Annotated in this window: 21 protein-coding genes; 12 read left to right on the top strand and 9 right to left on the bottom strand. The window is 41.7% G+C overall.

The annotated features are described in order from the left end of the window. Nucleotides 1-209: 209 nt before the first annotated feature. Nucleotides 210-584, bottom strand: a complete 375-nt coding sequence (locus DKT75_RS19100; RefSeq protein ID WP_109825810.1) for a YchJ family protein — start codon at nt 582-584, stop codon at nt 210-212. Nucleotides 585-1,269: 685 nt separating this feature from the next. Here DKT75_RS19100 and DKT75_RS19095 point away from each other — a divergent pair. The 7 genes from DKT75_RS19095 (at nt 1,270) to DKT75_RS19065 (ending at nt 10,388) form a co-directional block, all read left to right on the top strand. Next, nucleotides 1,270-2,259, top strand: a complete 990-nt coding sequence (locus DKT75_RS19095) for an ABC transporter permease (protein WP_109825808.1) — start codon at nt 1,270-1,272, stop codon at nt 2,257-2,259. A 9-nt stretch (nt 2,260-2,268) separates the two neighbouring features. Continuing rightward, nucleotides 2,269-3,432, top strand: a complete 1,164-nt coding sequence (locus DKT75_RS19090) for an ABC transporter permease (protein WP_109825806.1) — start codon at nt 2,269-2,271, stop codon at nt 3,430-3,432. 3 nt (nt 3,433-3,435) lie between these two features. Beyond that, nucleotides 3,436-4,416, top strand: a complete 981-nt coding sequence (locus DKT75_RS19085) for an ABC transporter ATP-binding protein (RefSeq protein ID WP_109825804.1) — start codon at nt 3,436-3,438, stop codon at nt 4,414-4,416. 3 nt (nt 4,417-4,419) lie between these two features. Continuing rightward, nucleotides 4,420-5,454 carry an ABC transporter ATP-binding protein gene (locus DKT75_RS19080; RefSeq protein WP_245923265.1) on the top strand — a complete coding sequence of 345 codons (1,035 nt, stop codon included), beginning with the start codon at nt 4,420-4,422 and terminating at the stop codon, nt 5,452-5,454. Nucleotides 5,455-5,469: 15 nt separating this feature from the next. Then, nucleotides 5,470-7,332, top strand: coding sequence for an ABC transporter substrate-binding protein (locus tag DKT75_RS19075; protein WP_109825802.1), 1,863 nt, complete (start codon nt 5,470-5,472; stop codon nt 7,330-7,332). 271 nt (nt 7,333-7,603) lie between these two features. After that, nucleotides 7,604-8,164 carry an acyltransferase gene (locus DKT75_RS19070; protein WP_109825800.1) on the top strand — a complete coding sequence of 187 codons (561 nt, stop codon included), beginning with the start codon at nt 7,604-7,606 and terminating at the stop codon, nt 8,162-8,164. Further along, nucleotides 8,157-10,388, top strand: a complete 2,232-nt coding sequence (locus DKT75_RS19065; protein ID WP_109825798.1) for a heparinase II/III domain-containing protein — start codon at nt 8,157-8,159, stop codon at nt 10,386-10,388. Before DKT75_RS19070 ends, DKT75_RS19065 begins: the two co-directional genes overlap by 8 nt. Nucleotides 10,389-10,481: 93 nt before the next feature. Here the strand turns inward: DKT75_RS19065 and DKT75_RS19060 are convergent, their stop codons facing one another. Beyond that, a complete protein-coding gene (locus DKT75_RS19060) occupies nt 10,482-10,730 on the bottom strand; it encodes a DUF3297 family protein (RefSeq protein ID WP_109825796.1) in 249 nt (82 codons plus the stop codon). Nucleotides 10,731-11,103: 373 nt separating this feature from the next. Here DKT75_RS19060 and aspA point away from each other — a divergent pair, with 373 nt between their 5' ends. Next, on the top strand, nt 11,104-12,957 hold the full coding sequence (gene aspA, locus DKT75_RS19055) for an aspartate ammonia-lyase (protein WP_109825794.1): 1,854 nt from the start codon (nt 11,104-11,106) through the stop codon (nt 12,955-12,957). A gap of 133 nt (nt 12,958-13,090) precedes the next feature. Here aspA and DKT75_RS19050 read toward each other — a convergent pair whose 3' ends face one another. Further along, a complete protein-coding gene (locus DKT75_RS19050) occupies nt 13,091-13,864 on the bottom strand; it encodes a hypothetical protein (protein WP_109825792.1) in 774 nt (257 codons plus the stop codon). A 575-nt stretch (nt 13,865-14,439) separates the two neighbouring features. Here DKT75_RS19050 and DKT75_RS19045 point away from each other — a divergent pair. The 3 genes from DKT75_RS19045 (at nt 14,440) to leuB (ending at nt 18,875) form a co-directional block, all read left to right on the top strand. Continuing rightward, the gene (locus tag DKT75_RS19045; RefSeq protein WP_109825790.1) at nt 14,440-15,060 is read left to right on the top strand and encodes a histidine phosphatase family protein; all 621 of its coding nucleotides are present in this window, start codon (nt 14,440-14,442) and stop codon (nt 15,058-15,060) included. Nucleotides 15,061-15,089: 29 nt separating this feature from the next. Beyond that, nucleotides 15,090-17,681 (top strand): sensor domain-containing protein, encoded by a 2,592-nt coding sequence (locus tag DKT75_RS19040; RefSeq protein WP_109825788.1) that lies wholly within the window; start codon nt 15,090-15,092, stop codon nt 17,679-17,681. Nucleotides 17,682-17,795: 114 nt separating this feature from the next. Next, entirely contained in the window at nt 17,796-18,875 is a 1,080-nt protein-coding gene (gene leuB / locus DKT75_RS19035; RefSeq protein WP_109825786.1) for a 3-isopropylmalate dehydrogenase, read from the top strand. 80 nt (nt 18,876-18,955) lie between these two features. Here leuB and DKT75_RS19030 read toward each other — a convergent pair whose 3' ends face one another. The 3 genes from DKT75_RS19030 to DKT75_RS19020 all read right to left on the bottom strand — a co-directional run bounded on the left by DKT75_RS19030 (nt 18,956) and on the right by DKT75_RS19020 (nt 22,870). Beyond that, on the bottom strand, nt 18,956-20,539 hold the full coding sequence (locus tag DKT75_RS19030) for an FMN-binding glutamate synthase family protein (protein WP_109825784.1): 1,584 nt from the start codon (nt 20,537-20,539) through the stop codon (nt 18,956-18,958). Between the two features lie 98 nt (nt 20,540-20,637). After that, nucleotides 20,638-22,233, bottom strand: coding sequence for a copper amine oxidase (locus DKT75_RS19025; RefSeq protein ID WP_109825782.1), 1,596 nt, complete (start codon nt 22,231-22,233; stop codon nt 20,638-20,640). A gap of 364 nt (nt 22,234-22,597) precedes the next feature. Then, nucleotides 22,598-22,870: an HNH endonuclease gene (locus DKT75_RS19020; RefSeq protein ID WP_109825780.1), complete on the bottom strand. Its 273-nt coding sequence runs from the start codon at nt 22,868-22,870 to the stop codon at nt 22,598-22,600. Nucleotides 22,871-22,962: 92 nt separating this feature from the next. Here DKT75_RS19020 and DKT75_RS19015 point away from each other — a divergent pair, with 92 nt between their 5' ends. Continuing rightward, nucleotides 22,963-23,478 (top strand): SixA phosphatase family protein, encoded by a 516-nt coding sequence (locus DKT75_RS19015; protein WP_158278922.1) that lies wholly within the window; start codon nt 22,963-22,965, stop codon nt 23,476-23,478. Between the two features lie 3 nt (nt 23,479-23,481). Here DKT75_RS19015 and DKT75_RS19010 read toward each other — a convergent pair whose 3' ends face one another. The 3 genes from DKT75_RS19010 to DKT75_RS19000 are packed head-to-tail and all read right to left on the bottom strand — an operon-like array spanning nt 23,482 to nt 24,779. Then, nucleotides 23,482-23,817: a histidine triad nucleotide-binding protein gene (locus tag DKT75_RS19010; RefSeq protein WP_109825776.1), complete on the bottom strand. Its 336-nt coding sequence runs from the start codon at nt 23,815-23,817 to the stop codon at nt 23,482-23,484. A 35-nt stretch (nt 23,818-23,852) separates the two neighbouring features. After that, nucleotides 23,853-24,446, bottom strand: a complete 594-nt coding sequence (gene recR, locus DKT75_RS19005; protein WP_109825774.1) for a recombination mediator RecR — start codon at nt 24,444-24,446, stop codon at nt 23,853-23,855. A 3-nt stretch (nt 24,447-24,449) separates the two neighbouring features. After that, nucleotides 24,450-24,779, bottom strand: a complete 330-nt coding sequence (locus tag DKT75_RS19000) for a YbaB/EbfC family nucleoid-associated protein (protein WP_109825772.1) — start codon at nt 24,777-24,779, stop codon at nt 24,450-24,452. Nucleotide 24,780 lies beyond the last annotated feature (1 nt).

Below are 24,780 nucleotides of genomic sequence, written 5' to 3'. Positions count from 1 at the left end.
GTTTTTAGAATTTGTTTCTCTAATAAACCGCTACGACATTTTCTCGTAATCTACGACGACAGGCACCACGACGATCAGCACAGCGACAAGCAGTGTTGAGTTCGTTACTAGGTTTGTGTGGCGAAGATTAGTCATTAGTTGTCAGTGCGATTTATTATTCAGTTTGGCTACAATAATTCAAAGCGATGTTTTTGGTCAACCCCCAAAACTTAATAATTACCATCTAAATAAACCCAACGGTTATTTTCTTTAATAAAACGGCTAACTTCATGAAGCGTTTCAGTTTTTTCATCCACTAAATAACTCGCTTTAAATTCAACAACACCTTCAGTATCTAGGGCTCCACCTGCTTCAGTATTTATTATTTCTAATGATTGCCACTGCATCGGTTCGCCCTGCTTTAGTGACTTTTTACTGGGACGGGTGCTTTGGCTCCAGCTTTTATAAAGGTAATTTCCTTTGTCTAGCACATAAGCACTGTAGCGAGAGCGCATGAGGGCTTCGGCAGTCGGTGCTGCTTCTCCACGGAGGTAAGGCTCGCAGCAGTCAAAAAAAGACTTATTGGATTGGCAGTAGCAGGTCATAAATATGTGTCTTAGTGAATAGGAGTTCTGAGGTTGATTTTATTAGCCTGAATAATATTTTGCATCAAAGTTCTCATCAGAAGCCTACAGATAAATAATACATCCTATCAAATACTCAAGTATGACGCTGGGTATTCATAATTATAAGTTGACTTACAAATAGTTAGCATTACACTCTCAGTAGGTGTTTAAAATTCACCCATAAAGGCTTTTAAACGTGGAATGTTAATTAGCATATTCCACGTTTAAAAAGGTTATGTGAAGGATAGTTACTGAAATTAGTATTACAACATCGAAGAAATCTATTTAGCGGATTAGCGACTTATGTGTTGATTTTAAATTTGATTTTTCTCAATGTTTAGTTGACATAGCTGCTAAAACAAGACATCTTTATAGGGCAATTGTATTTGTATCGGCTTTCTTTTACGTTAATTGATATACCGATATACTTATCAAGTAAGTAATCTTGTATTACAAGTTAGTGGTTTTTATAGTACTTGTTTGATTTGAGTAATTGCCCAAAAAAAACATATGAACTGGCTGGTTTAAAATAACCAATGGTTCAGCCGTTAAAAACGGTAGTTTTTACAAGGAGGAAAGAGGAAGCACATATCGACCCTGATATGAATACCCCCCAAGGCTGGGAGTACTAATGCACCTCTTTATTAATCATTAAGGAGAAGTTGTGCTGCTCTACATCTTACGACGCTGTCTGATATCTATACCGACGCTCATAATAATATCCATTATCTCATTCATTCTTATCCAGCTTCCGCCTGGTGACTTTGTTGATGCCTATATCTCTGAACGACTAATCATTGATGGTTCAATTACTGACGTTGACGCGCTAAGAGCAAGTATTCAGGCAGAGCTTGATATCAGTGACAATATGGCCGTTAACTATTTCAAATGGATAAGTGGCTTCCCAAGTGGTGACTTCGGTTATTCATTCCAGCATCAGAAGCCGGTTAGTGACTTAATTTGGGGTAAGTTAGGTTTAACCTTCTTAATCACATTTGTTACATTGATCTTCACACTAACAACAGCATTCTTCACTGGTATCCTTTCGGCGATGAAGCCATACACACTATTTGATTATGTAGTGAGTTTTTTAGGCTTTCTTGGTTTAGCTATTCCTAACTTCCTGTTAGCGCTACTCCTAATGTACCTCTCGCTAAACTGGTTCGGCTCGCCCTTCTCCGGTTTGTTTTCACCAGAGTATATAAATGCGCCATGGAGTATGGATAAGCTGTACGACGCACTTAAGCATATTTGGATACCAGTGATTGTTGTTGGTACTGCAGGTACTGCGAGTCAGATTCGTATTATGCGTGCCACTATGATGGATGAGTTACACAAGCCATACGTTGACACTGCACGCTCTAAAGGTCTACCGACTTACAAAGTCATCCTTAAGTACCCTGTTCGCCACGCAATTACACCGCTTGCATCAACGATTGGATGGCAGCTTCCTGAGTTAGTTTCTGGTAGTGCGATTGTAGCGATTGTTTTGAGTCTACCGACAACAGGACCTTACTTATTAGAAGCACTACGAGGCCAAGACATGTACTTGGCGGGTACTTTCCTAATGATGCTCGCTATTTTGACCATCATAGGAACGCTTTTATCAGACATCATTCTTGCGTTGCTTGATCCGCGCATTCGTCTTTCTTAAGGAACTACTATGACCACGACATATACCCCTGGGCAAAGTAGCTCGGAAGAAGAATTAGAAAAGAGCTTAGAAGCGCAAGATCAAGGAAATGATATTTTCTACGCCTCTAAGAAACGTTTAATGTGGCTTAGATTTAAGCAGCACAAGGTTGCACTGTTTAGTGGAATCATGATCATCTTTTTCTACTTAGTTGCGCTTTTCGCTAACTTTGTCAGCGTACAAGATATCAATTCGTTTAATGCTAAGTACAAATATGTGGCACCGACAGACATTCACTGGACAGATCCGGATGGAAGCTTCACTCGTCCTTATATTAAGAATATTACGCGTAAGTTAAACATGGAAACGCTGGAGTATGAATACACTGCTGGCGATGAGATGTACCCGATTAAGTTTTTACACCGCGGCTACTCTTATAAGTTACTAGGGCTTGTAGAAACTGACCTTCACCTTATGGGTGTTGACGATGGTGCAGCTTTATTCTTGATGGGGTCAGATAAACTTGGCCGAGATATTTTTAGTAAAGTTGTCCACGGTGCTCGTATATCACTTTCAATCGGTTTGATTGGTGTATTTTTGAGTCTGGTCTTTGGTGCAATTTTAGGGGGAATATCAGGCTTCTATGGTGGACGAACAGATACTTTAATCCAACGATTGATTGAAGTACTGATGTCATTCCCATCTATTCCGTTATGGATGGCACTGGCCGCTTCATTGCCACCACATTGGTCTCCATTAATTGTTTACTTCATGATTACCTTGATCTTATCGCTGATTGGTTGGACAGGTATAGCGCGAGTGGTGCGCGGTATCGTTATGCGCTTGAAGGAAGAGAAGTATACCGAAGCTGCACTATTATCAGGCGCTGGTAACTTCTACATTATCCGTAAGCATTTGCTGCCTGGCTCAACCAGCTTCGTTATCGCACATGCAACGCTAAGTATCCCTGCCATGATTATTGCAGAGACATCGTTAAGCTTTTTAGGCATAGGACTACGCCCACCAGTTGTGAGCTGGGGTGTACTACTTCAGGAAGCACAGAGCATCACCGTTATTGCTAATTACCCTTGGGTTCTTTATCCAGCATTTTTCGTGATTGCCACTGTACTGTTTTTCAACTTCCTTGGTGACGGTCTACGTGACGCTGCTGACCCATACATGAATAGAGCTTAAATCATGCGTAAAAAATTACTCGAATATAGAAATATTGCCGCTCAATTTAATACGATTGAGGGACAAACAAACACATTGAACGACATAGATCTAACCATCTATGAAGGGATGAGTTTAGGGATTGTTGGAGAGTCAGGTTGTGGTAAGAGCGTTACCGCTCGCCTACCTATTCGTCTGTTGCCTGAGCCAATGTTTAAAGTGACAAATGGTGATGTTATTTATCATCACAACGGTGAACCGTTCGAAGTGCTTAAAGCGAAGCAAAACGGTAAGGAAATTAACAAGATTCGTGGTAAAGAAATTTCCATGATCTTCCAAGAGCCGATGAGTAGCTTAAGCCCTATCCATACTGTTGGTAGCCAAATGATTGAATTAATCATGCAGCATACTGATATGGATAAGACCGAAGCTAAAGAACACGCCATTCACATGTTGGAACGCGCACGTGTTCCTCGTGCTCGTGATGTTTATGATGACTATACTTTCCAGCTTTCTGGTGGAATGCGTCAGCGTGTAATGATTGCGATGGGTGTGAGTTGTAGCCCTCGCCTACTGTTTGCTGATGAGCCGACCACCGCACTAGATGTAACGATTCAGGCGCAGATTCTTGGTTTGATCAAAGACATTCAGCGTGAGCAAAACATGGCGTTGGTTTTGATCACACATGACCTTGCGGTTGTGGCAAATATGGTTGAGGAGATTGCGGTCTTTTATCTGGGTTACATTGTTGAGCAAGGTACGACCGATCAGATACTAAAGAGCCCGAAACACCCTTATACAAAAGCACTGATTGCTTCGATCCCGACGCTTCACACTAACGAGTCATTGAAGCCCATTAAAGGTAGTATTCCGGACCCTTACAGTAAGATTACTGGATGCCCGTTCTGGATGCGATGTGACAAAGTAACGGCTAAATGCCGTGAAGAAGTCCCTCCTTTTGTTACACATGAAAATGAACACAAAGTCAGATGTTTCGAGGCATAAGTCATGATGGATAACAGTACTAACACTGCGCCACTAGTAGAAGTTGAAGCGCTACAAATGCACTTCAGTATGAAAGGCGGTGCTTTTAGTCGTCGTAAAGGCGTGATTAAAGCCGTTGATGGTGTGAACTTTAAGATATACCCCAATGAAACATTTGGTTTGGTGGGTGAGTCAGGCTGCGGTAAAACAACCGTTGGCCGCGCTATTTTGAAAGCCATTCAACCGACTGCGGGTAAAGTGATTTATCACAGTAAGAAAGGCGAAAAAATTGATTTTGTAACAATGTCGAATAAGGAATTACGCCCTTACCGACAAGAAGTACAAATGATATTCCAAGACCCTTACTCGTCACTATCTCCAAGAATGACGGTTCAGGAAATTTTGGAAGAACCACTACGACTTGCAGGCCACACAGACAAAAAATATCTGTATGACCAAGCAGTCGACATGATTCAACAAGTAGGACTGAGAAGCTCTCACTTGATGCGTTACCCACATGCATTTTCTGGTGGGCAACGTCAACGAATCGGTATTGCCCGAGCGCTAATAACCCGACCACGCTTTATTGTGGCTGATGAAGCGGTAAGTGCCTTGGACGTTTCTGTCCAAGCGCAAATACTGGAGATTTTGGCTGAACTTAAAGATAAGTTAGACCTTTCTTTTCTGTTCATTTCACACGACTTAAGTGTCGTGAAGTATCTCTGTGACAGAGTGGGTGTTATGTACCTTGGACGGATTGTAGAAGTTGCACCGACAGAATCTTTGTTTAGCAACCCTCTACACCCGTACACCGAAGCATTAATGCATGCAATCCCTGACATTAACGAACGAGAAATTCGCGGCGATATATTGGCAGGAGAGATTCCTGATGCGGCCAATCCTCCCTCTGGCTGCGCATTCCATAACCGCTGCAAATACGCCAAAGATAAGTGTAAAACGGATGTTCCTGCTTTACGGGAATTTACTGACACTATCGAAGGTCAACCGATCTTGAGGCAGAGTGCATGTCACTTTGTTGAAGAGATATATAACAAGTAATGATGAGGAAATCATATGAAACGTAAACTGATTACAATGGCCCTATTGTTGGGCTCATTTAATGCCTGGGCTTATCAAGAAGCGCCGTCATTAACTGCGATGGTTGAAAAAGGAACGCTTCCTGCTCTAGATAAGCGTCTTCCTGAAAAGCCAATGGTCGTTACCCCTATTAATGAAGTAGGTAAGTACGGTGGAACATGGCGTCGTATTGAGCCTAACTATCACTTTCATGAGTGGAGTAATGAACCGCTTGTTGCACTGGATGATAAGCAAGAATATGTACCTAACTTAGCAGAATCTTTTGAGTTATCTGAAGATAAGCGTACCTATACTTTTACTCTACGTAAGGGCATGAAATGGTCTGATGGTGTTCCCTTTACTACTGATGACGTAGACTTTTGGTACAACAACCTAGAGCTTAACTCTGACCTTGAGCCTAGTGTTAAGTCACTATTCTTAACGGATGGCGAGCCCGCTAAACTTAAGATTATTGATAAGCAGAAGTTTGAGTTAACGTACTCGAAGCCGAACCCTAATCTTATCGAAATGCACCAGCGTTCTACGATGGAGTTCCGTCTTCCGCAAAGTCCAAAGCATTACTTGAAAGACTACCTTCCAGGTATGGTTTCTGAAGAAGTACTTGCGAAGAAAGTTAAAGATGCAGGTATGACAGATTGGCGTCAGCTATTCCATAACCGTTGGAATACACGTGCAAACACTAACCCTGATCTTCCTGTGCTATACACATGGGTTTACAACACTGACCCTCAGGCACTTCAGCAGCAAGCAGTACGTAACCCGTACTACTGGAAAGTTGATACTGCGGGTAACCAGTTACCTTACATTGATGGAATGAGCTGGCCACAAACGGCTGAACCACAGGTTAGAATCCTGAAAGCGTTAGCCGGTGAAGTAGATATGGATCGTATCTCAAAGCTGACGAGTGATTTCACAGCGTTGAAGAAAGGTGAAGCTAAAGGTAACTACACGACTCGCATGATGGAGTTGGATGATCACGCTAACATGTTGGTACTTATTCCTAACCAAGATTACGATGGTGAAGAGAAAGAAGTACAGCGCCTAATGCGTGAAAAGTCGTTCAGACAAGCTGTTTCTATTGGTATGGATCGCCAGACACAAAACGAGATTTTGGGTGTAGGTTTATCAACACCTTCTCAATCGGTTCTTTTGCCAACATCACCAGGTGGTAGTGACAAAACTACTTCTGCTTACACTAAGACTGATTTAGTGAAAGCAAACAAGATGCTAGATGAGTTAGGCCTTACTGAGCGTGATGGTGAGAAGTATCGTTTAGGTAAAGATGGTAGCAAGCTAAGCTTCTTGGTACATTTCCAAGCAGGTCGTAAGATCTCTGAAGAAGGCGCAATCCTTCTGAAAGCTGATATGGATAAGATAGGTTTACGCTTTGTTATGCGTTCAGATGAGAAGAGTTACTATAACCAGCTTCGTCGTGGTGGTGACTACCAGATGGTATTGCACAACAATACTTCAGGTTTAAACCCTTTGTTTGGTGCTAACAACTACTTCCCTGTTATGTCTGCAAATAACTTTGCACCTAAGCAGTCAGCTTACTACCTTTCTAAAGGTGCTAGCGGTCGTGAGCTAACAGATGAAATGAAAGAGTTAGCGAAGTACTACGAAGAGCTACTTAACGAAGCAGATAAAGAAGTATTTGCTAAGAAAGTAAATGAAGTGATGGAGCTTCATGCTGAGAACCTTTGGGCAATCGGTATCTTACGTTATACGGCTTCTCCTGCTGTTGTTCATAACCGTATGAAGAACATTCCTAAGAAGCTTTACTCAGTATACAAGAGCCCTTTCTATCACAAGAAAGAGCAGTACTATATCTCTGAGTGATATGTTGGCTTTTGCCTAGCTTAGCTATTTATTAGTTGGGCTTGGCAATCAGTCACTCACTTCACTGCGCCGCCAAGCGGTGCTTGGAAGGACTTCGTGAAGTGAGTAACTGATTACCTTGATTGGTTACTAGGTGTTTACTCTAAGCTAAAAACAAATGAGCTGATTTTGCGATTGGTTTGTTTGTTATGACACTGGGTTTGCTCGTTTGAGTAAGCCCATTTTTTATCTTTGATTTTTAAACGTTTAACAGTGGTAATGGAGACAACTTATGTCAGTACAAAAGAAGCATGGCGGTGAGTTAAGTGATGATGAATTTCGTAAGTTCACACTCTATTGCAACCAGAGCAACAACTATGAAGACGACACAAAACGTGCCGAGATTCTCGGTCAAACCAATGAAGATGTAAGAATAGCACCCGGTGCTATCGTTCGAATTAAAGGAAACCAAATAGGCAAAAAAACCTATGTTGGTCTATACAGTTATGTAAACGGCAATATAGAGATTGGGGAGAATGTCTTAATCGGTCCGCACGCCAATATTGTTGGTTCAAATCATGTTTACAACCCTATTAAAGATGACTTCAGTGGCCGTAGCGACGAAGCTGCTGGCAAGGTTGTGATAGAAGATGGTGTTTGGTTAACGGGTGGCGTAACGATTACCCCCGGCTGCACTATCGGTAAATGCGCACTTATTTGTGCCAACTCAGTCGTGACTAAAGATGTTCCTGCTTACGGAATAGCGGCAGGTACACCGGCTAAAATCATTGGCAGTATTGACCCTGAAACGGGTAAGTACAATTGGTTTAATAGAGAGGAAAAAGATGCTTAATCTGTCGAGAACACATGACTTCCAAGTTCATCTATCTCCTAGTCCTGAGTATCCAGCAGCCGTCAATCCGCCGAGCTTTAACTGGCCTGAAAATATTGAGTCCCAGCAATACAACCTTGAACTAAAGAATATTTCAAATGGTTACAGCTGTGATTGGCAAAAAGTTAACTCACCCATGCAATTGTCGTTTGAGCTTCCTCTGGGACAATACCAATGGCGATTAGTGACAGCTTCGGGGGATGAGCCTGAGCAAGTCTCTGAGTGGGTTGAGTTTGAGATTACTGAAGCGCTGTCGAGTTACATTGCCCCCACTACTAAAGAGTTGTTTGAACAATGTGATGGGCGTGAACAATGGTTGATGTACTTCGATGAAGATATTGACGCTGTTAAAAAACAGTCTGCCGACATTTATCCCAAACTTAAACACACTGCGACGCTGTCTGTTCCGATGTCACAGATTACCTACCCTAAGCACTATCAGCGTGGTCAGGAAGAAGGTAAGCGTGAAGCGATTGCTAACGCTAGGTTATGGATAGATCGTGACTTAATGACACATGCCCTGCTCTACAGAGTTTGGGGTGAGGAAGTACATGGGCTTGAAGCCGTCGAAAGGTTATTGCAATTTGCAGAATGGAGTATGGAAGGCCCTGCGTCACTGCTGCGCCCTTGTACATGGGGAGACGAAGTGGGTTGCTCTTTAGCGCGCAACCTATTTTTAGCTTATCACTGGTTAAGTCCGTTACTTAACGAAAACGAAAAAGGTCTGTTTATTCGACCGATGTTAATCCGTATTGCTCGACAAATTTCAGAGCGTCTTGAGCAGGATGAATTTATTCAATATCCGGGTCACTCGCACACTTCTCGACTACCTGCTTACCTTGGTCTTGCCGGGCTAGCATTATATCGTGAGCATGACCGTGAAGAGTGTGAAAAGTGGCTATCGGAAGCGTTGACGATCTACAGAGGTATCTTGCCGTTTTACGGGGGTATTGATGGCAGTTGGGTTGAAGGCCCGTTTTATGCATCTACTTACAGTAAGTGGTATCACCCGTTCTTTTTGAGTGTCGAACGTCTTTCTGACTTCTCGTTTTATGAGCACCCGTTTTACCAAAACTTCTTAACCTTTGCGCGTGACTTTATTGCGCCAGAGCAAGATATTCATCCGTTTGGCGATGGTTTTTGGTGTCGAAGAGATGGCAAGGAATGGCCAGGGTTTTTCTCTCAAAATCCATTGCGTATTTATGCGGTAAGGTTTGGTGATCAAGTTGATTATCAGCAGTCACAGGCGCTTGAAAGTTCAATAACGGACTACCGCTTACACTTGCTGGATGTCATACCAACGATTAAACAAATTGAGTTTAATCAAGCAGTACAGTCTAAAAAAGCAGATGAAAAGAAGCTGACTGAGCTACAGGCGCTAAATCATTATTATTATCATGCTGGGCTTGGGAAGTTAACACAGCAGCAAATGGCGCTTTACTATCGTGCTAGTCCATTTGGAAATAGCTCGCATCGTCATGGTGATCAGGGAAATATTGGATTCTTTGATAATGATGTCGATATTTTGGTGCCAACGGGTAGCTACGGTTATCGTTTTGGTAGTAAGCACCATAGTGAGTGGACGCGTCATACGATTGCTCATAACTTGCCGTTAGTGGGCGGACAAGGTCAGACACTTGATGATCAGAGTGCTATTGCTCGTATAGTGGATAGACGGACTGAGACTGATTATCACGTTATCACATTGGACTTGAGTGACACTTATGCTGAGCCAGTGGAGCGTTTTCATCGAACGTTTGTGTTGCTAGAAAATTATGGTCTGATTATTGTGGACTTTATTTTACTGACTGAAGCGAAAGCGTTGAACTGGCGACTGCATAGCCCACTTGACACTACCTTAAGTGATGACTCTGTTGTACTGAGCGACTCAGCTCAACGTATTAAGCCGTACAAGTGTAGCTTGGTGAGTCATTCGGGTGTGCCGGCAACATTGGAGCATGGCTACGAAGGTGAGCTAAGTATTCCTGATCGTGCGATTGAGTCGGACGCTAGCAAAGATGTTGTTCACTTAGATTGGGCGTTACCGGAGGGACGTGAGCATCTTGTGGTGGGTTGCTGTATTCGTGAGGGTCTAGAATTGCCGCAAATCCGATACTTGAAAGATGCTACCGAAGCTAAGACTGTTATTGAATTAAAGATTCAAGGATATCTCATCACTGTGTGAATGGTTTACAAGTACGGCTAGTGGCAGATGATTATCCATCGCTACTAGCCGTATTTTGAAATCGATTTTACTAAACTATTTTATTAGAGCAGTTTACTTATAATAAGCTTCAACAGTTCCTTTCATAGTCATCAAAAGTGGTTGTCCTCTGCGGTCTAGTGCGTTTGCTGATGCAACTTTTACCCAGCCTTCACTGATGCAATATTCTTCAACATCGCTACGCTCTTTACCGTTAAGGCGAATACCAATTTCATGCTCAAAAATCTCTGCAACGTGAAATGGGCTGCGAGCATTGCCTGCAAGGCGATCTGGTAATTCTGGTTTTGATGTAGCGTCGTTCATTTGAGTGACCTAGATTAAAGAAATTTTACCATTGTAGGCAATATGGGCTTAGCGCTCAAGAGTTGCCGTAATACTTAGGAAAACTCGTTAGATGGCTGTCAATAAAAGCGTTAATTCCTGCAATTAACTCTGCCAATTAGCCTTAAGAAAAATCAGTTTAGTGCATTTAATAAGCGCTGTACCTGCCCTTTCTTGGCTCTTTTGGTGCAACGAAAAGAGTCTTTATATTGGCAGAAAATATAACTCACTGTATTTCTTCGAGTTCTGTTTTTGGCATATCCCTTGCTATATATCCTTTAGCTACTATAGATAACTATCGCATGTGTCATGCATACAGAACCCCTATTCTTCCTACTGAAAGGAATATGTAAAAATGATTACAAAATCCGTCACTGATTTCTTAAGTGAAGTTGAGCTATTTCAAGGAATCAAAGAGCAAGATCTCGAACTGTTTGCACAGCATGCTCAATGTCAAAACCTTCAAGCCGGAGATCTTCTATTTCGTACTGAAGACCTTACCGATGCGCTATATGTCATTGCATCTGGTAGTATTCAACTGTTTGATGACCAGGATGAAACAGAAAGAAGCCTTACCGTGTTTTCGCAGTATGAATTTATTGGGGAAACGATGCTGATTGCGGATGCACATAGGCAAGGTGTTTGTGCGCGACTATTATCGGACGGTGTATTGTATCGATTTGAGCGTGAAGACTTTCATGAGCTACTCAGTCAACGGGGTGATCTAGCACTGAAAATTTCCTCTACAGTGTCACAAATCATTATTCGCAGAATGGAGCATGCGAACAGCCGTTATAAAAATATATCTGCGCTGTACCGAGCGCGAGGTAGACGACTTGAGCATGACTTACTAGGCGATAAAGAGGTTCCTGCGACTGCTTACTATGGCATTCAAACGCTTCGAGCCTTAGAAAACTTTAACATTAGCGGCATCACCCTTAACTTCTATCCCGACTTCATTAAGGGTTTAGCTAAAGTTAAAAAAGCGGCAGCTATGGCTAATCATGATTTGGGACATATACCCGATAATATTATTGGTGCGATTTGTCAGTCATGCGATGAAATCGGAATGGGCATGTTACATAACCATTTTATCGTCGACATGCTACAAGGTGGAGCCGGTACATCCACCAACATGAATGCCAACGAAGTAATCGCTAATCGCAGCCTTGAAATACTAGGCCATAAGCGCGGTGAGTATAAATATTGCCACCCAAACAACCACATCAACTTCTCTCAGTCCACCAACGACGCCTATCCTACTGCGATGAAAGTTGCACTGATGGATGCCAACGACAAGCTGTTAGCAGAAGTTCACAAACTGATCGACATCATTGATTTTAAGACCTTTGAGTTTTCTGATGTGTTAAAAATGGGCCGTACCCAGTTGCAAGATGCAGTCCCGATGACGCTGGGTCAAAGCTTCAATGCTTACGCCACCAGCCTGCGCAATGAGATTAAACGCCTCAAAACTAGCAGCCAGTCATTTCTGACCGTGAATATGGGTGGGACTGCGATTGGCACAGGGTTAAATGCCGACCCTCGCTACCGTGATCGCGTAGTACAACACCTAAGTAAAATCACAGGCCGCGATATTGTTTTGGCAGACGACCTGGTTGAAGCCACTCACGATACAGGTCCACTGGTAATGTACTCATCAGCCCTCAAGCAGTTAGCAGTCAAACTTTCCAAAATCTGTAATGACTTACGCTTACTATCTTCTGGTCCTCGCGCAGGGTTCAATGAAATTAACTTACCACCGATGCAACCTGGCTCTTCTATCATGCCCGGTAAAGTAAATCCTGTTATCCCTGAAGTGGTTAATCAAATTGCCTTTAAGGTAATCGGTAATGACTTGACCATCACGCTAGGTGCCGAAGCAGGACAGCTCGAACTTAATGTTATGGAGCCGGTCATGGTTGAGAGCTTGTTTGAGTCTATCGAAATTCTTAAACGCGGAATGGATACGCTCGGTAGTCGCTGTATTGCTGGAATTACTGCTAATGAAGCCGTATGTGCTGCAAACGTTAAAAACTCCATCGGGATTGTGACGGCACTCAATCCACTACTAGGTTATGAAATATGCACTGCGCTTGCTAAGGAAGCCTTGGAGTATGGTCGAAGTGTTTATGACTTGGTGCTTGAGCAAGAGCTTCTCACTAAAGCACAGCTTGAGGAAGTATTAGCACCAGAAAAAATGGTACGTTAATGGCGTCACTACATGAGTGAAACTAAGAAAATAGTTTTTAATCACTGATGTAACAATAAAAAAGGCAGAGTTTATCCTCTGCCTTTTTTATTGTTGCCTAGATCGTGGCACTAAGGTGCTTGAACCGTTGTTGCTACAAGTTAGATACTCTGTCCTGTGTGCCAGAAGGGCAGCTTTGCCCTAACCCTATTCCTGGGCGATCAACTTCGATAGTTGCTACCTTGATTTCACCGTCACGTTTTTCCCAGCAAATGCTTGAGTATTGGTAAGCAAACACCGTTCCGTTAGATAGGCTGGATGATGTTCTTCCAGATGCACCTGCTTTGACCGTTAACTCAGAAGTATCACTTCCTGTGCTATCAATTTGCAAGCTAGCATTGCCCGCTATGCTGGCGTTTCTAGTGGTTCCGCGGCTAAATACGATGGCCACACTCGTGATAATCCTGGGACTGTCATAACGAGAAAGCAGTCTAATATTATTTTTGTTCTTATCTGAGTTTAGTTCTGATACAAATTTGTGGACATTAAATAGCGTGAAAACAGAGTATTTCCCTGCAACTTTTGACTCGCTCGTCGTGTTACCTCCAAAAATACGGCCTATCCCCGCTTTTGTGGCTGCTTCTAGCGCTGCTTTTCCCGTTTGCTCATTGAAGGCTTCAGTGACTTGTCTTGCGCTGATGTCTTGCTCCAGTACAGGCAAAAACTTAGGGTCAAATGTATCCTCATTAAATCCTTTGCTTCGCTTTACGCCAGCGAACAGAATATCGGTATTAATAGCACCCGTTTTACGATACTTATCACCTGCAATTTCAAGGAAGCTGCTGCTTTCTGTGAGATCTGACTTTACTGCACAGCCGCTAAGTACAATACCAAGTAGTGATAAAGCTAAAATTACAGTGTTTTTCATTACAATTCTCTTATTATTACAAAGGTATAAGCTCTTGCGACGGGTGACGTTCATATGATTAAAAGAAGGCCATCTACTCACTATAAAGACTCTTCAAATTCTGTGCAAATAAACCAATGTAACTTATATATATATAAGGCGTCAGGGGTACTGGATTAGGATCGATAATTTTCCAGTGTAATAAATAGACAATAATGAGCGCTGTGTTTAATTAGTAAACATTATTAAGTTCCAGCTCATAGTTACTGGCTTCTTTTATTCATTTAAACACCATGTTAAGCCTATATTCAAATCTCTAATGAGAGACTTGAAGTTAAATAATATAAGAAGTAGTGAATTTTTGATCGATACAGATCCGTTTGGCTAAGGCTACAAAGTCACTATAGTTCAATGATTTACACTGCTCATTATTCAGTAATTTACTCAATACTCCCTAATCAGGGTTTGTGTATCAATTATTCCTCATAAGAATGCTACGACTGAAATGTATATGGCCAGCCTAACGTCTTCAAAATACCCAGTGATGGACTAGAAGCATAAAGATTAATTGTAAAATTTGACCACAGGTAATCACAATGACTAACTCATTAGCACATACTTTAAAGGCCCTTATTGCGGGTTTATTATTGATTCCAACATGTGTCGTTGTTTCATCTGTACCTTCAGAGGTTCTATCAGCTCCCGAGCTGATCAAAGCGCTACAGTCAGGCGGACACATAATTTATATGCGTCACGGTGAAACTGATATTTCTCAAAAGGATAAGAGCCGAGATTCTTTTGATGATTGTAGTAACCAAAGAAACCTTTCTGATAAAGGTCGTGCCGAAGTTAAAAAAATTGGGGACAGTATTCAAGAGCTAAAAATTCCAATTGGTCATGTCACTTCAAGCCCTTATTGTCGCACCAAAGATACGGCGAAAATCGCTTTTGGTGAATTTGAGATAGAGCCCAACTTACAATTTTCTATCAGCAAAAATAAAGCTGAAGCAAAGAAGCTCGGAGAGGATCTGGTCTCTATGATGTTGGATACAAAAAATATGGTTAAGAATGTGGTGTTTGTAGGGCATACCGCTAACTTAAAGGATGGGTTAGGTATTTGGCCAAAGCCTGAAGGGGTTATGGCAGTGTTTAAAAAACAGGACGGGAAGATCGTATTTAAGGGTATGGTCAAGCCAGACGAGTGGTGTGATGAATAATGGAAAACAATTAGGGAGGGTCATGAGTCATGAAGTTCTTTGACTCACTTTCTTTACGCAGCCGTTTTCTGATAGCACCATTTATTGGTGTGGTCCTCACCATGATCATTTTTTACAGTAGTAACTCAATCATCCAAGGACACACAGATATTCTTAAGGGGTTGAATCAATCAAACTTACCTCAAGTGGGTGAAATTAGCCGCAGTGTTATTATGCTGTCTAATAATCATGGAAAATTAGAGACTCTCTTAGCTTCGGCCAAAATTGCACCAGACGAAGAGAAAATTTACCTTGAAGGGAGAGTTATTCTAGATGAATTACATGTTTTAGAAGAGCAGCTAAATCTAACGCTGGGTGAGTCTTATAAAATAATTAACAATACTGACGTTTTTGAACAGATAAAACTAATATTTAATAACTACCGAGAACAAAGTATTAACGCTATTGAACTCTCTACAGTGAGGCCTGATCTTGCAGATAGAGAAATGCACAGTGCCAACTCTGTGTTGCTTCAACTAAATGATTTATTCATGGTGTTGTCAGAGTTCTATATTAAAAATCTGACGGTGCAGTCGGAAGCTGTGGAAAACTCTCTTTATGACAAGTCCTCACTCACTATTATTTCATCCATATTGTTAGCGATAATGATTGTGTCTGCCCTATTCTTTTCCCAGAGAATGTCTGCAGAAATTAACCTCGTTAATAAGTCATTGATTGGATTATCTGAAGGTGAGCAAGACATCGAACTACCTGAGCCAGTAGTAGCAGGTAATAACAATATGAGTCAGCTATACAATGTTGTTACTACTTTTAAACGATCACTGGATAAAAATGAAGAGCAGCAAGATACTCTTAATAAAACAATTACGGAGCTGACTGAGAGTAAAGAGCGCTACTATACGCTGCTAAACTTAATTCCTACCGCTATCATTGCTATAAATGATAGCGGTAAAATTGTGCTCTTTAATAAATCAGCAGAAGAAATTTATGGTTATAACAATAGTGAAACTATTGGCAAGCCAATGGACATGCTCGCAGCAGAACCTAAAGCGAAAAAACTAAAACAAAGCTTTGGTGAGCTTGTAGATAATACTGAGGATTTATCAGAGATTGATAGAGGGCCATTACTTGCACAGAAAAAAAATGGTGAGCAATTTTATATAGAATCCAATGTAGCTAGGCTAAATTTATCCAACGAATCTGTAAAGATTTTTGCAATTACGGATATAACCGAGCGTATGCAGGCTGAGAGCGAAATTCTGCATAAGGCACATTACGATGCATTAACTGATTTACCAAACCGTTTCTTGGCGCTAGACTCTCTTAGAAAAGGAATTAAGAAGGCGCAAAAAGACGATGAAATGCTCTCAGTACTATTCCTTGATTTAGATGGTTTCAAAAAGATTAATGACACACTCGGCCATGAAGCGGGTGATAAGCTTCTCATTGAAGCGGGAAAACGTTTAAAAGGCGTTGTTGGCAGTAGTGGAACGGTGGGTCGTTTGGGTGGCGATGAATTTATTGTGATACTTTATGATCTTAAAACAAGCGAGAGCGTCGTTCCTACTGTAGAGAAGATTGTTCAGCAGTTTAGAAAACCATTTGAAATTGATGGTCGTGAGTTGATACTGACCACAAGTGTGGGTCTTTCAACCTATCCAGAAGACGGTTCTAGTGCTTCAGAATTGTTACGTAACGCCGACTCCGCAATGTATAGCTCCAAGGAAGGTGGACGTAATACTTATACCTTCTTTACAGAGTCGATGAACCTTGAGGTATCTCGTGAGCTCGCTCTTGAAGAGCAAATGCATAATGCGCTGGAGCGTAATGAGTTCAGACTTGTTTATCAGCCTCAAGTTGAAATTCGCACAGGAAAAGTCATTGGGGTTGAAGCATTAATTAGGTGGGAGTGTGATGTTCTTGGTAATGTTTGCCCCGAAGAGTTTATTCCTATTGCTGAACATACCGGCTTAATAATACCCCTGAGTCAGTTTGTTTTAGCGGAGTCATTACGTCAATTAGCGTTATGGCAAAAGGACTACAACAGTTCGTTCCGAATAGCCATTAACTTATCACCACGCCAATTTCGTGATCCTAATCTCATAAGCTTCATCGAAGAAAAGCTAAACGTCAGCGGTGTTGCAGCAAATACAATAGAGCTTGAAATCACTGAAGGTGTATTAATGAGTGGTCACAGCTTTATTGATGATGCGCTCAAGTCGTTGAGTAAGCTCGGGATAAGGCTAGCGATGGATGACTTTGGTACTGGTTACTCATCACTAAGTTATTTGCGTAGGTATTCCTTTGATGTTTTGAAGATTGACCGCAGTTTTGTAAAAGATATTACCGTCAGCTCAGCTAACCGTGAGTTAGTGAATGCCATTATTGCTATGGCTCAAGCATTGGGACTTGAAATAGTTGCTGAAGGTGTTGAAAGTAGTGCTCAGTTAGATTACTTAGCTAAGCGTAATTGTGAATACGCCCAAGGTTATCTTTTCAATAAGCCGATCACGCCAGCTGAAATTTCAGAGATGCTGCAAAAGCAAAAAAATAAGTCGCCGCAGATGATTATAGGATCCATAGGATTAAACAAATGTCGATCTAATGCATTGGTTAGTTGAGACTTGGTTGATGTAAAACTGTAAGGAATGAATTAAATGAAAACAATGAATTTGATTTATACATGTACTCTACTTATCATGCCTGAATAATTTTCAAACTAATGGAAAACAGTCATGAGCCACAATATTCTTATCTTGCCCGGCGACGGTATCGGTCCAGAAATTATCGGTGAAGCAGTCAAAGTGCTAAATGCCTTGAAAGCTGAAGGCAGTCTAGATATGGAGCTGCAATTTGCTAAGCTTGGTGGAAGTGCTTATGACGCAGAAGGCTCGCCTTACCCAGAATCAACACAAAAACTAGCAAAAGCGTCTGACGCTATTTTGTTAGGTGCTGTTGGTGGTCCACAGTATGACAACCTTGATCGCCCTCTTCGCCCAGAACGTGGCTTGCTTGGTATACGTAGCCATCTTGAGCTATTTGGTAACTTGCGTCCTGCTGTGCTTTATAAAGAGCTGGCTAATGCATCAAGTCTTAAGCCTGAAATAGTGTCGGGACTAGATATTATGATCGTTCGTGAGCTAACAGGTGGTATCTACTTCGGTCAGCCACGAGGTATCGAGACTAATGAAGATGGCGAGCGCTTTGGTTATAACACGCTAGTTTATAAAGAAAGTGAGATCGAGCGTATCGGTCGTGTTGCTTTTGATATTGCTATGAAGCGTGACAAGCGTCTTTGCTCTGTAGACAAGGCTAACGTTCTAGAAGCGTCAGAGCTTTGGCGCGAAGTGATGGAGCGTATTGCTAAAGAATACCCTGAAGTTGAGCTAAGTCACATGTACGTTGATAATGCAGCAATGCAGTTAGTCATGAAGCCTAAGCAGTTTGACGTGATGGTTACGACAAACATGTTTGGTGATATCTTGTCAGATCAGGCATCGATGCTAACAGGCTCTATCGGTATGTTGCCGTCAGCCTCTTTAAATGCGTCTAAGCAAGGTTTGTATGAGCCAAGCCATGGTTCAGCACCTGATATTGCGGGTCAAAATATTGCTAATCCATTAGCGACTATTTTGTCTGCGGCGATGATGTTGCGTTACAGCTTAGACCAAGGTGAGCTTGCTGATCGTATTGAAGCTGCTGTTCAGACAGTGTTGGCTAACGGTTTACGTACGGCTGATATCTATGAAGAAGGAACAACGAAAGTTGGAACTGCTGAAATGGGTGATGCGGTAATTGCAGCATTGGCTAAGTAAGATGTAAAAATGCCCTAACTACTTTTCAAGATAGTTAGGGCATTATCGCTAAACTAGAATGTTTAATTCAACTATCTAGATCACCATTTTGACGCGTTAGCTAACACAAAGTCATTTGCCCAATCTGCCGGGATTGTGCTGTCATCCAGCAAGCAACCCTTCTCAAGTACCGGATAAAGATCCGCTAGACTAGTCACTTTTTCAGTACTGATACGCTTCATAACACGATCTGGTGTAATGTCATCAACATGGTGCAAACCAGCTGTTTCCATTAATTCAGCGACGTTATGAATCATTGAGCCTTGATAGCGTGCAACACGCACAGATTTATCTGTCACATCTAGTGCTAGATAACGATCTGGATTCTGTGTTGCAATACCCGTTGGGCAATGGTCGTTGTTACAGCTACGAGATTGTATGCAACCCAGTGAAAGCATCATGCCTCTTGCTGCATTAACCGTGTCAGCACCCAGTGCCATTGCTCTAACCATGTGGAAAGCTGAGAAGATTTTACCTGCAGCAATCAAGCGTATCTTGTCTCGCAGACCAAAACCGATCAAAGCAGAATGAACAAGGTTTAGACCTTCACGCATTGGCGTACCTACTGAGTTTGTCAACTCAACGGGTGATGCTCCGGTACCGCCTTCACCACCATCAACAGTGATAAAGTCAGGAGTGATGCCTGTTTCTACCATTGCTTTACAGATTGCCAAGAATTCGCTCTTACGGCCAATACAAAGCTTAAATCCAACTGGTTTTCCACCTGATAACTCACGCAGTTGCTTAACAAATCCCAGAAGACCTTTTGGATCAGAAAATGCAGAGTGACCAGAGGGTGATAGTACATCTTGACCCATTGACACTTTACGAATGGCCGCAATTTCTTCTGTCAGCTTAGCTGCTGGTAAGATACCGCCATGACCTGGTTTCGCACCTTGAGAAAGCTTGATCTCAATCATTTTAATTGGGTCAGTTATAGCTGTTTCTCTAAATATCTCTGGATCAAAGTTGCCTTCGGCATTACGACAACCAAAGTAACCTGTACCAACTTGCCAAACAAGATCACCACCACCAGCTAAATGATACGGACTAACACCACCCTCGCCTGTATTGTGAAAAAATCCACCTTTGTTAGCACCACTACTAAGCGATTGTATTGCAGTCTGACTAAGTGCACCGAAACTCATTGCAGAGATATTTAATAATGAAGCATTATAAGGTTGCTTACAGTCTGGCCCACCAAACTTTACTCGAAGGTTTTTGTCTTCGATATGAGAAGGTGAAATTGAATGGGTCATCCATTCGTATCCGTCACCGTAAGTATCAAACAGTGTTCCAAATGGGCGTGTATCTAGCTCACCTTTTGAACGCTGATAGATTAGTGAGCGAAATTCTCGACTAATCGGACGACCACCAATATCTGACTCAATAAAATACTGCTGAATCTCAGGACGTATAGACTCCAGCAAATAACGGATATGCCCAACAACAGGATAAAGGCGTAAAACTGCTTTCCTTGTTTGCTTAATATCGTACAAACCCAGTAACACTAGTGGCCCGATAATTATAAACAACCAAAGAAAAGAGACTGATATAAGGCTTAGTAAAAGCGTTAAAACAGTGCTGGCTATGGCAATTAGAACAAAAGCCTTACGTGCGTTCATAGAATATTTCCTTTCTATTTCTGAGTTAGTGAAATATGGGATGAGCCAATAAATTTATAGGCCATTATATTCACTTCTCAGTAAACGCACAGCACTAACTAGTGTTTATATTTACGACTAAACCATTTGTAAGAACCAAGTAGACATAACAAGAAAATAAATGATCCACTTAAGCTACCACCACCGCTACCACTACTTACGCTAGACGTTGTTACCTCAGGCTCTGTAACCGTGACATAAATCTTGGTGCCAAACGGTGTACCTGTTGAGTCTTTAATCGAGTACCAAAAACTATCTATACCAACAAAGCCAGTATCGGGTGTGTATTCAACTTGGTTACCTACTATACGTGCTGTACCGTTAGCTGGATCATCAAGTGTGTTAAAAGTGATGTTGCTCCCTGTATCATTTGCAAGAACATTGATTAATATAGAGCTTTTATTATCTGTCGTAGCGCGATCTTCAGATGCACTAAGGCGTAGTTGTGTCGTAGGAGCTTCATCTAACATTGGATTTGACGTATGCCAGCCTCGTGGAATGATTTCAAAGGTTGACTCGTGTGAGTCCATGTATGGAGCATCTTCTGAGCGTGGCATGTGGTAGAAAGAGACTCCAACCCAGGCAACAATATCTTGCCCTTGAATAGACTCTCCATCGACAAACTCATTTAGATTGTTAGTACTACAGTCAGCAAAGACGCGTTGATTATGAGATGCAATACGCTCACAGCTTTTAGCTTTACTTACAAAGAAGTCGTTATTGGTGAAAGGCTCGAATGTTGGACCAATTTCACGCTGGCCTGCTTGATTTAGTCGTACTTCATAAGCAATGTTGTGGCCTTTACTGTTGGTGGTATTACTGTCTTTAACTAACCAAGAACGCATGCTAGTAGGGTTTACTGAGCGAGCTTGTTCTTGTGTAAACGTAGTTAACTCGCGATATCGCTTACCGGCGTAGTCACTGTAATTAATTTCTTGAACAGTGTCGTTGGTATCAATAGAGCTAGAATTACCAGTACCATCTAGATCAAAGTCTAAACGCCAGAAAAAGTTGTGCATATGCGCTAAGCCAACTGATCCTTCAGAATTATTAGACATTAACCAACCGTGCTGTTCTTTATCTAAACCACCAAAACGCTGCAATGACCCAGTGGCTTCGATTGAAGGAATAATTCGTCCATCACCATAGAATTTCCAAGAGGATGAATATAAATACTCCCCAACATCTGAAATGCTAAATAGCTTCAAATAAGACTGTTGTTTTGTACTTGTGCCGCTACGGTAAGCAGCCCCGCCGTTTATAACCTGCTGACAGATAGCCGCTTTAGAATTGTAATAGCCAAGTTGGCCATTACTACATTCGGCTTGTTGTAGTGCAACTAGATTGTCAGCACCTAATCCAAAATCAGAGACGTCATGGTAACGGGCACCATTATCATCGTAAGGCACATGGATTTGAGCGATTGATGCATCGTAAAGCACCATGCGGCGCGTCTCATCTTTAGGTTGATAAAACACATGGTGATAGCGGATACCTTGCTTATCATCTTGTGTCCAACACATATCCCAAGTAGCGCCATTAGGTAAGCTTTGACTGACGTAGTACTGGTCATCACAAAATTCTGCAGTTGAGGCGTTGCCGTAGCAAAAAAGTAAGCCTAAAAGTGAGCTCAGTACTAATAATTTGTTTCTCATTGTCTCTCCGCGTTTATACACAGATTTATAATGAGATCCATTATTTGTTAGGCTGACGAAGAAGTAACCTAGGGCATTGATTAAGGGAGTGACTGTGCGGATGACTGGCGTTTGGAAGGGATGGCGCAAAAAGTAAAAAACGCGCCGGAATAACAACAATCTAGTTATTACATGGGCGCGAATGAATCACTCAAACTAACTAGTTTTAAGGAGGAGTGAGTTGGTCTTCATCTAATCTACTTAACTAGTATAGTTTATTTTATCTGTACTAAAGGTTAAATATCGGTAAACAAAAGAGTCAGTGCACGACTTATTTGATTGATATTCAATCTTAATCTAGAATTTTCGGTTTTTAAGTAAATACTTACTTATCTACGATCAACTCAAGGTGCTCTGGATTTATACATAAAGAGTTACCACAGCCTTGGCGTACTTTTTTGCCTTTAGGTACATCACCATAAAAAGCCATATAACTTGCTCGGTGAGCACTATCTAGAGATGTATTACCATTAGCGTCTTTGACCATAGTCCTTCCGTGACCATCAATCGATACTTGGCGAGTCCAAATTAGGCACCCTGTAATCTCGTTAATTTTTGTGCAGTTAATTAATCTTTTTTGTTCGCGGTCAGTTTGCATTCTATTATCTCATCTATCCAAAGTTATCAGCTTTTCCTCGTCATGGTTATTAGTGATATATTGAAAGTAATCGAATGAACCTAGTTGGATACATGACTACTAAATCATCAAATATTAAAACTCTTTACTTACTTAGGCATGCCAAATCAGATTGGAATGACCGTAAGTTAAGTGATTTTGAGCGACCATTAAATGTACGAGGAGCAATACAAGCGCCACAAATTGCTAATGTACTCGCTGCTAAGAATAACTACCCTCAAGCTATTATTAGCAGTCCTGCGAACAGGGCCTTAAGTACTGCAAAAATTGTGGCAGTACAAATAGGTATCACTGAAAGTGAAATAGGTTCAGAAAAAAGGATATATGAGGCAAATATTTTTACATTAATGTATTTGCTGCAAGAAACCAGTGACGATATCGATTGTTTATTGCTGGTTGGGCACAATCCTGGAATGTCAGGTTTGGTCAATACACTCAGTAAACAAAAGGCTGCACCGATACCTACCTGTGCATTAATTCAGCTTGAGCTGGAAATTGACGCGTGGAAAGATATTGCACCAGAATGCGCGAATTTAATGAGTATTGATGTACCAAAAAAAGAAAGTTAGCAGTTATGCGCTAAACTTTTTACCTGCAAGAAGGTGTAAATGCATGTGGAAGATGATTTGACCACCACCTTCTCCGCAATTCATTTGGACACGATAACCATCATCAGCAAAGCCCTGCTCTTGGGCAATAATTTTAGCTGTTGTGAATAAGCGACCGGCTAATTCATTATCGTTAACATCTAAATCATTTAATGTTGAGATGTGTTTCTTAGGGATAATAAGCACATGGAATGGTGCTTGTGGGTAGATGTCTTTAAATGCGAGAACATGCTCATCTTCATAAACCACATCAGATGGCACTTCACCTGCAAGAATTTTACAAAATAAACAATCAGACATAGTTATACCTAAGAAGATTTACAAAAATTTAAAGTTTAGTAAGCGCGACGACCGTCAAACGCATGCGAAAGTGTACCACTGTCAACATAATCTAACTCACCGCCAATAGGTACGCCATGTGCTATGCGCGTTGCAGAGATATCATGCTTCCCTGCCAACTGGTGGATATAGTGAGCAGTCACCTCACCTTCGATGGTTGGATTTGTAGCTAAAATTAACTCTTTAATTTCACCTGTCTCAAAGCGATTTTCTAGTAGGTCTAAACCTAGTTGCTCTGGGCCAACACCATCTAACGGCGACAATTTACCCATCAATACAAAGTAATGACCACGGTAATCTGTTGCTTGCTCAAGGGCAATTACGTCGGATGGGCTTTCAACGATACATAACTTACTTGAGTCACGGCCTGTGTTGCTGCAGATTTTACAGAACTCATGCTCTGTCAAGGTGCGGCAAAGTTGGCAGTGACCAATTTTATCGATCGCTTGCTGCATCGCAGAAGCTAGACGAAGCCCAGCTTCACGATCCCGCTCTAATAAATGGAAACTCATGCGCTGTGCTGTTCGAGCGCCAACACCTGGAAGGCATTTAAAGGCCTCCACCATTTCATTAAGCAGTGAGGATTCCATCGATTAAAACGGCAGCTTCATGCCAGCAGGCAAGTTCATACCCGCGGTAACGCCAGACATGCGAGACTTAGTTTCTTCAGCAAGTTTGTGTACTGCGTCATTCAGAGAAGCTGCGATCAAGTCTTCTAGCATTTCTTGGTCATCATCTTCCATTAAACTAGGGTCGATTTTAACTTTTTTGCATTCATGTTGACCGTTGATTGTTACTGCAACCAAACCACCACCAGACTGACCAGTTACTTCTAGCAAAGCAATCTCATCTTGAGCACGCTTAACGTCCTCTTGCATTTTCTGAGCCTGCTTCATCATTCCGCCCAAACCACCTTTCAACATA

This window comes from Leucothrix arctica (assembly GCF_003172895.1).
GTDB lineage: Bacteria > Pseudomonadota > Gammaproteobacteria > Thiotrichales > Thiotrichaceae > Leucothrix > Leucothrix arctica.
Note: the sequence above shows the minus strand (reverse complement) of the source record. Positions and strands in the feature narration are given on the sequence as shown.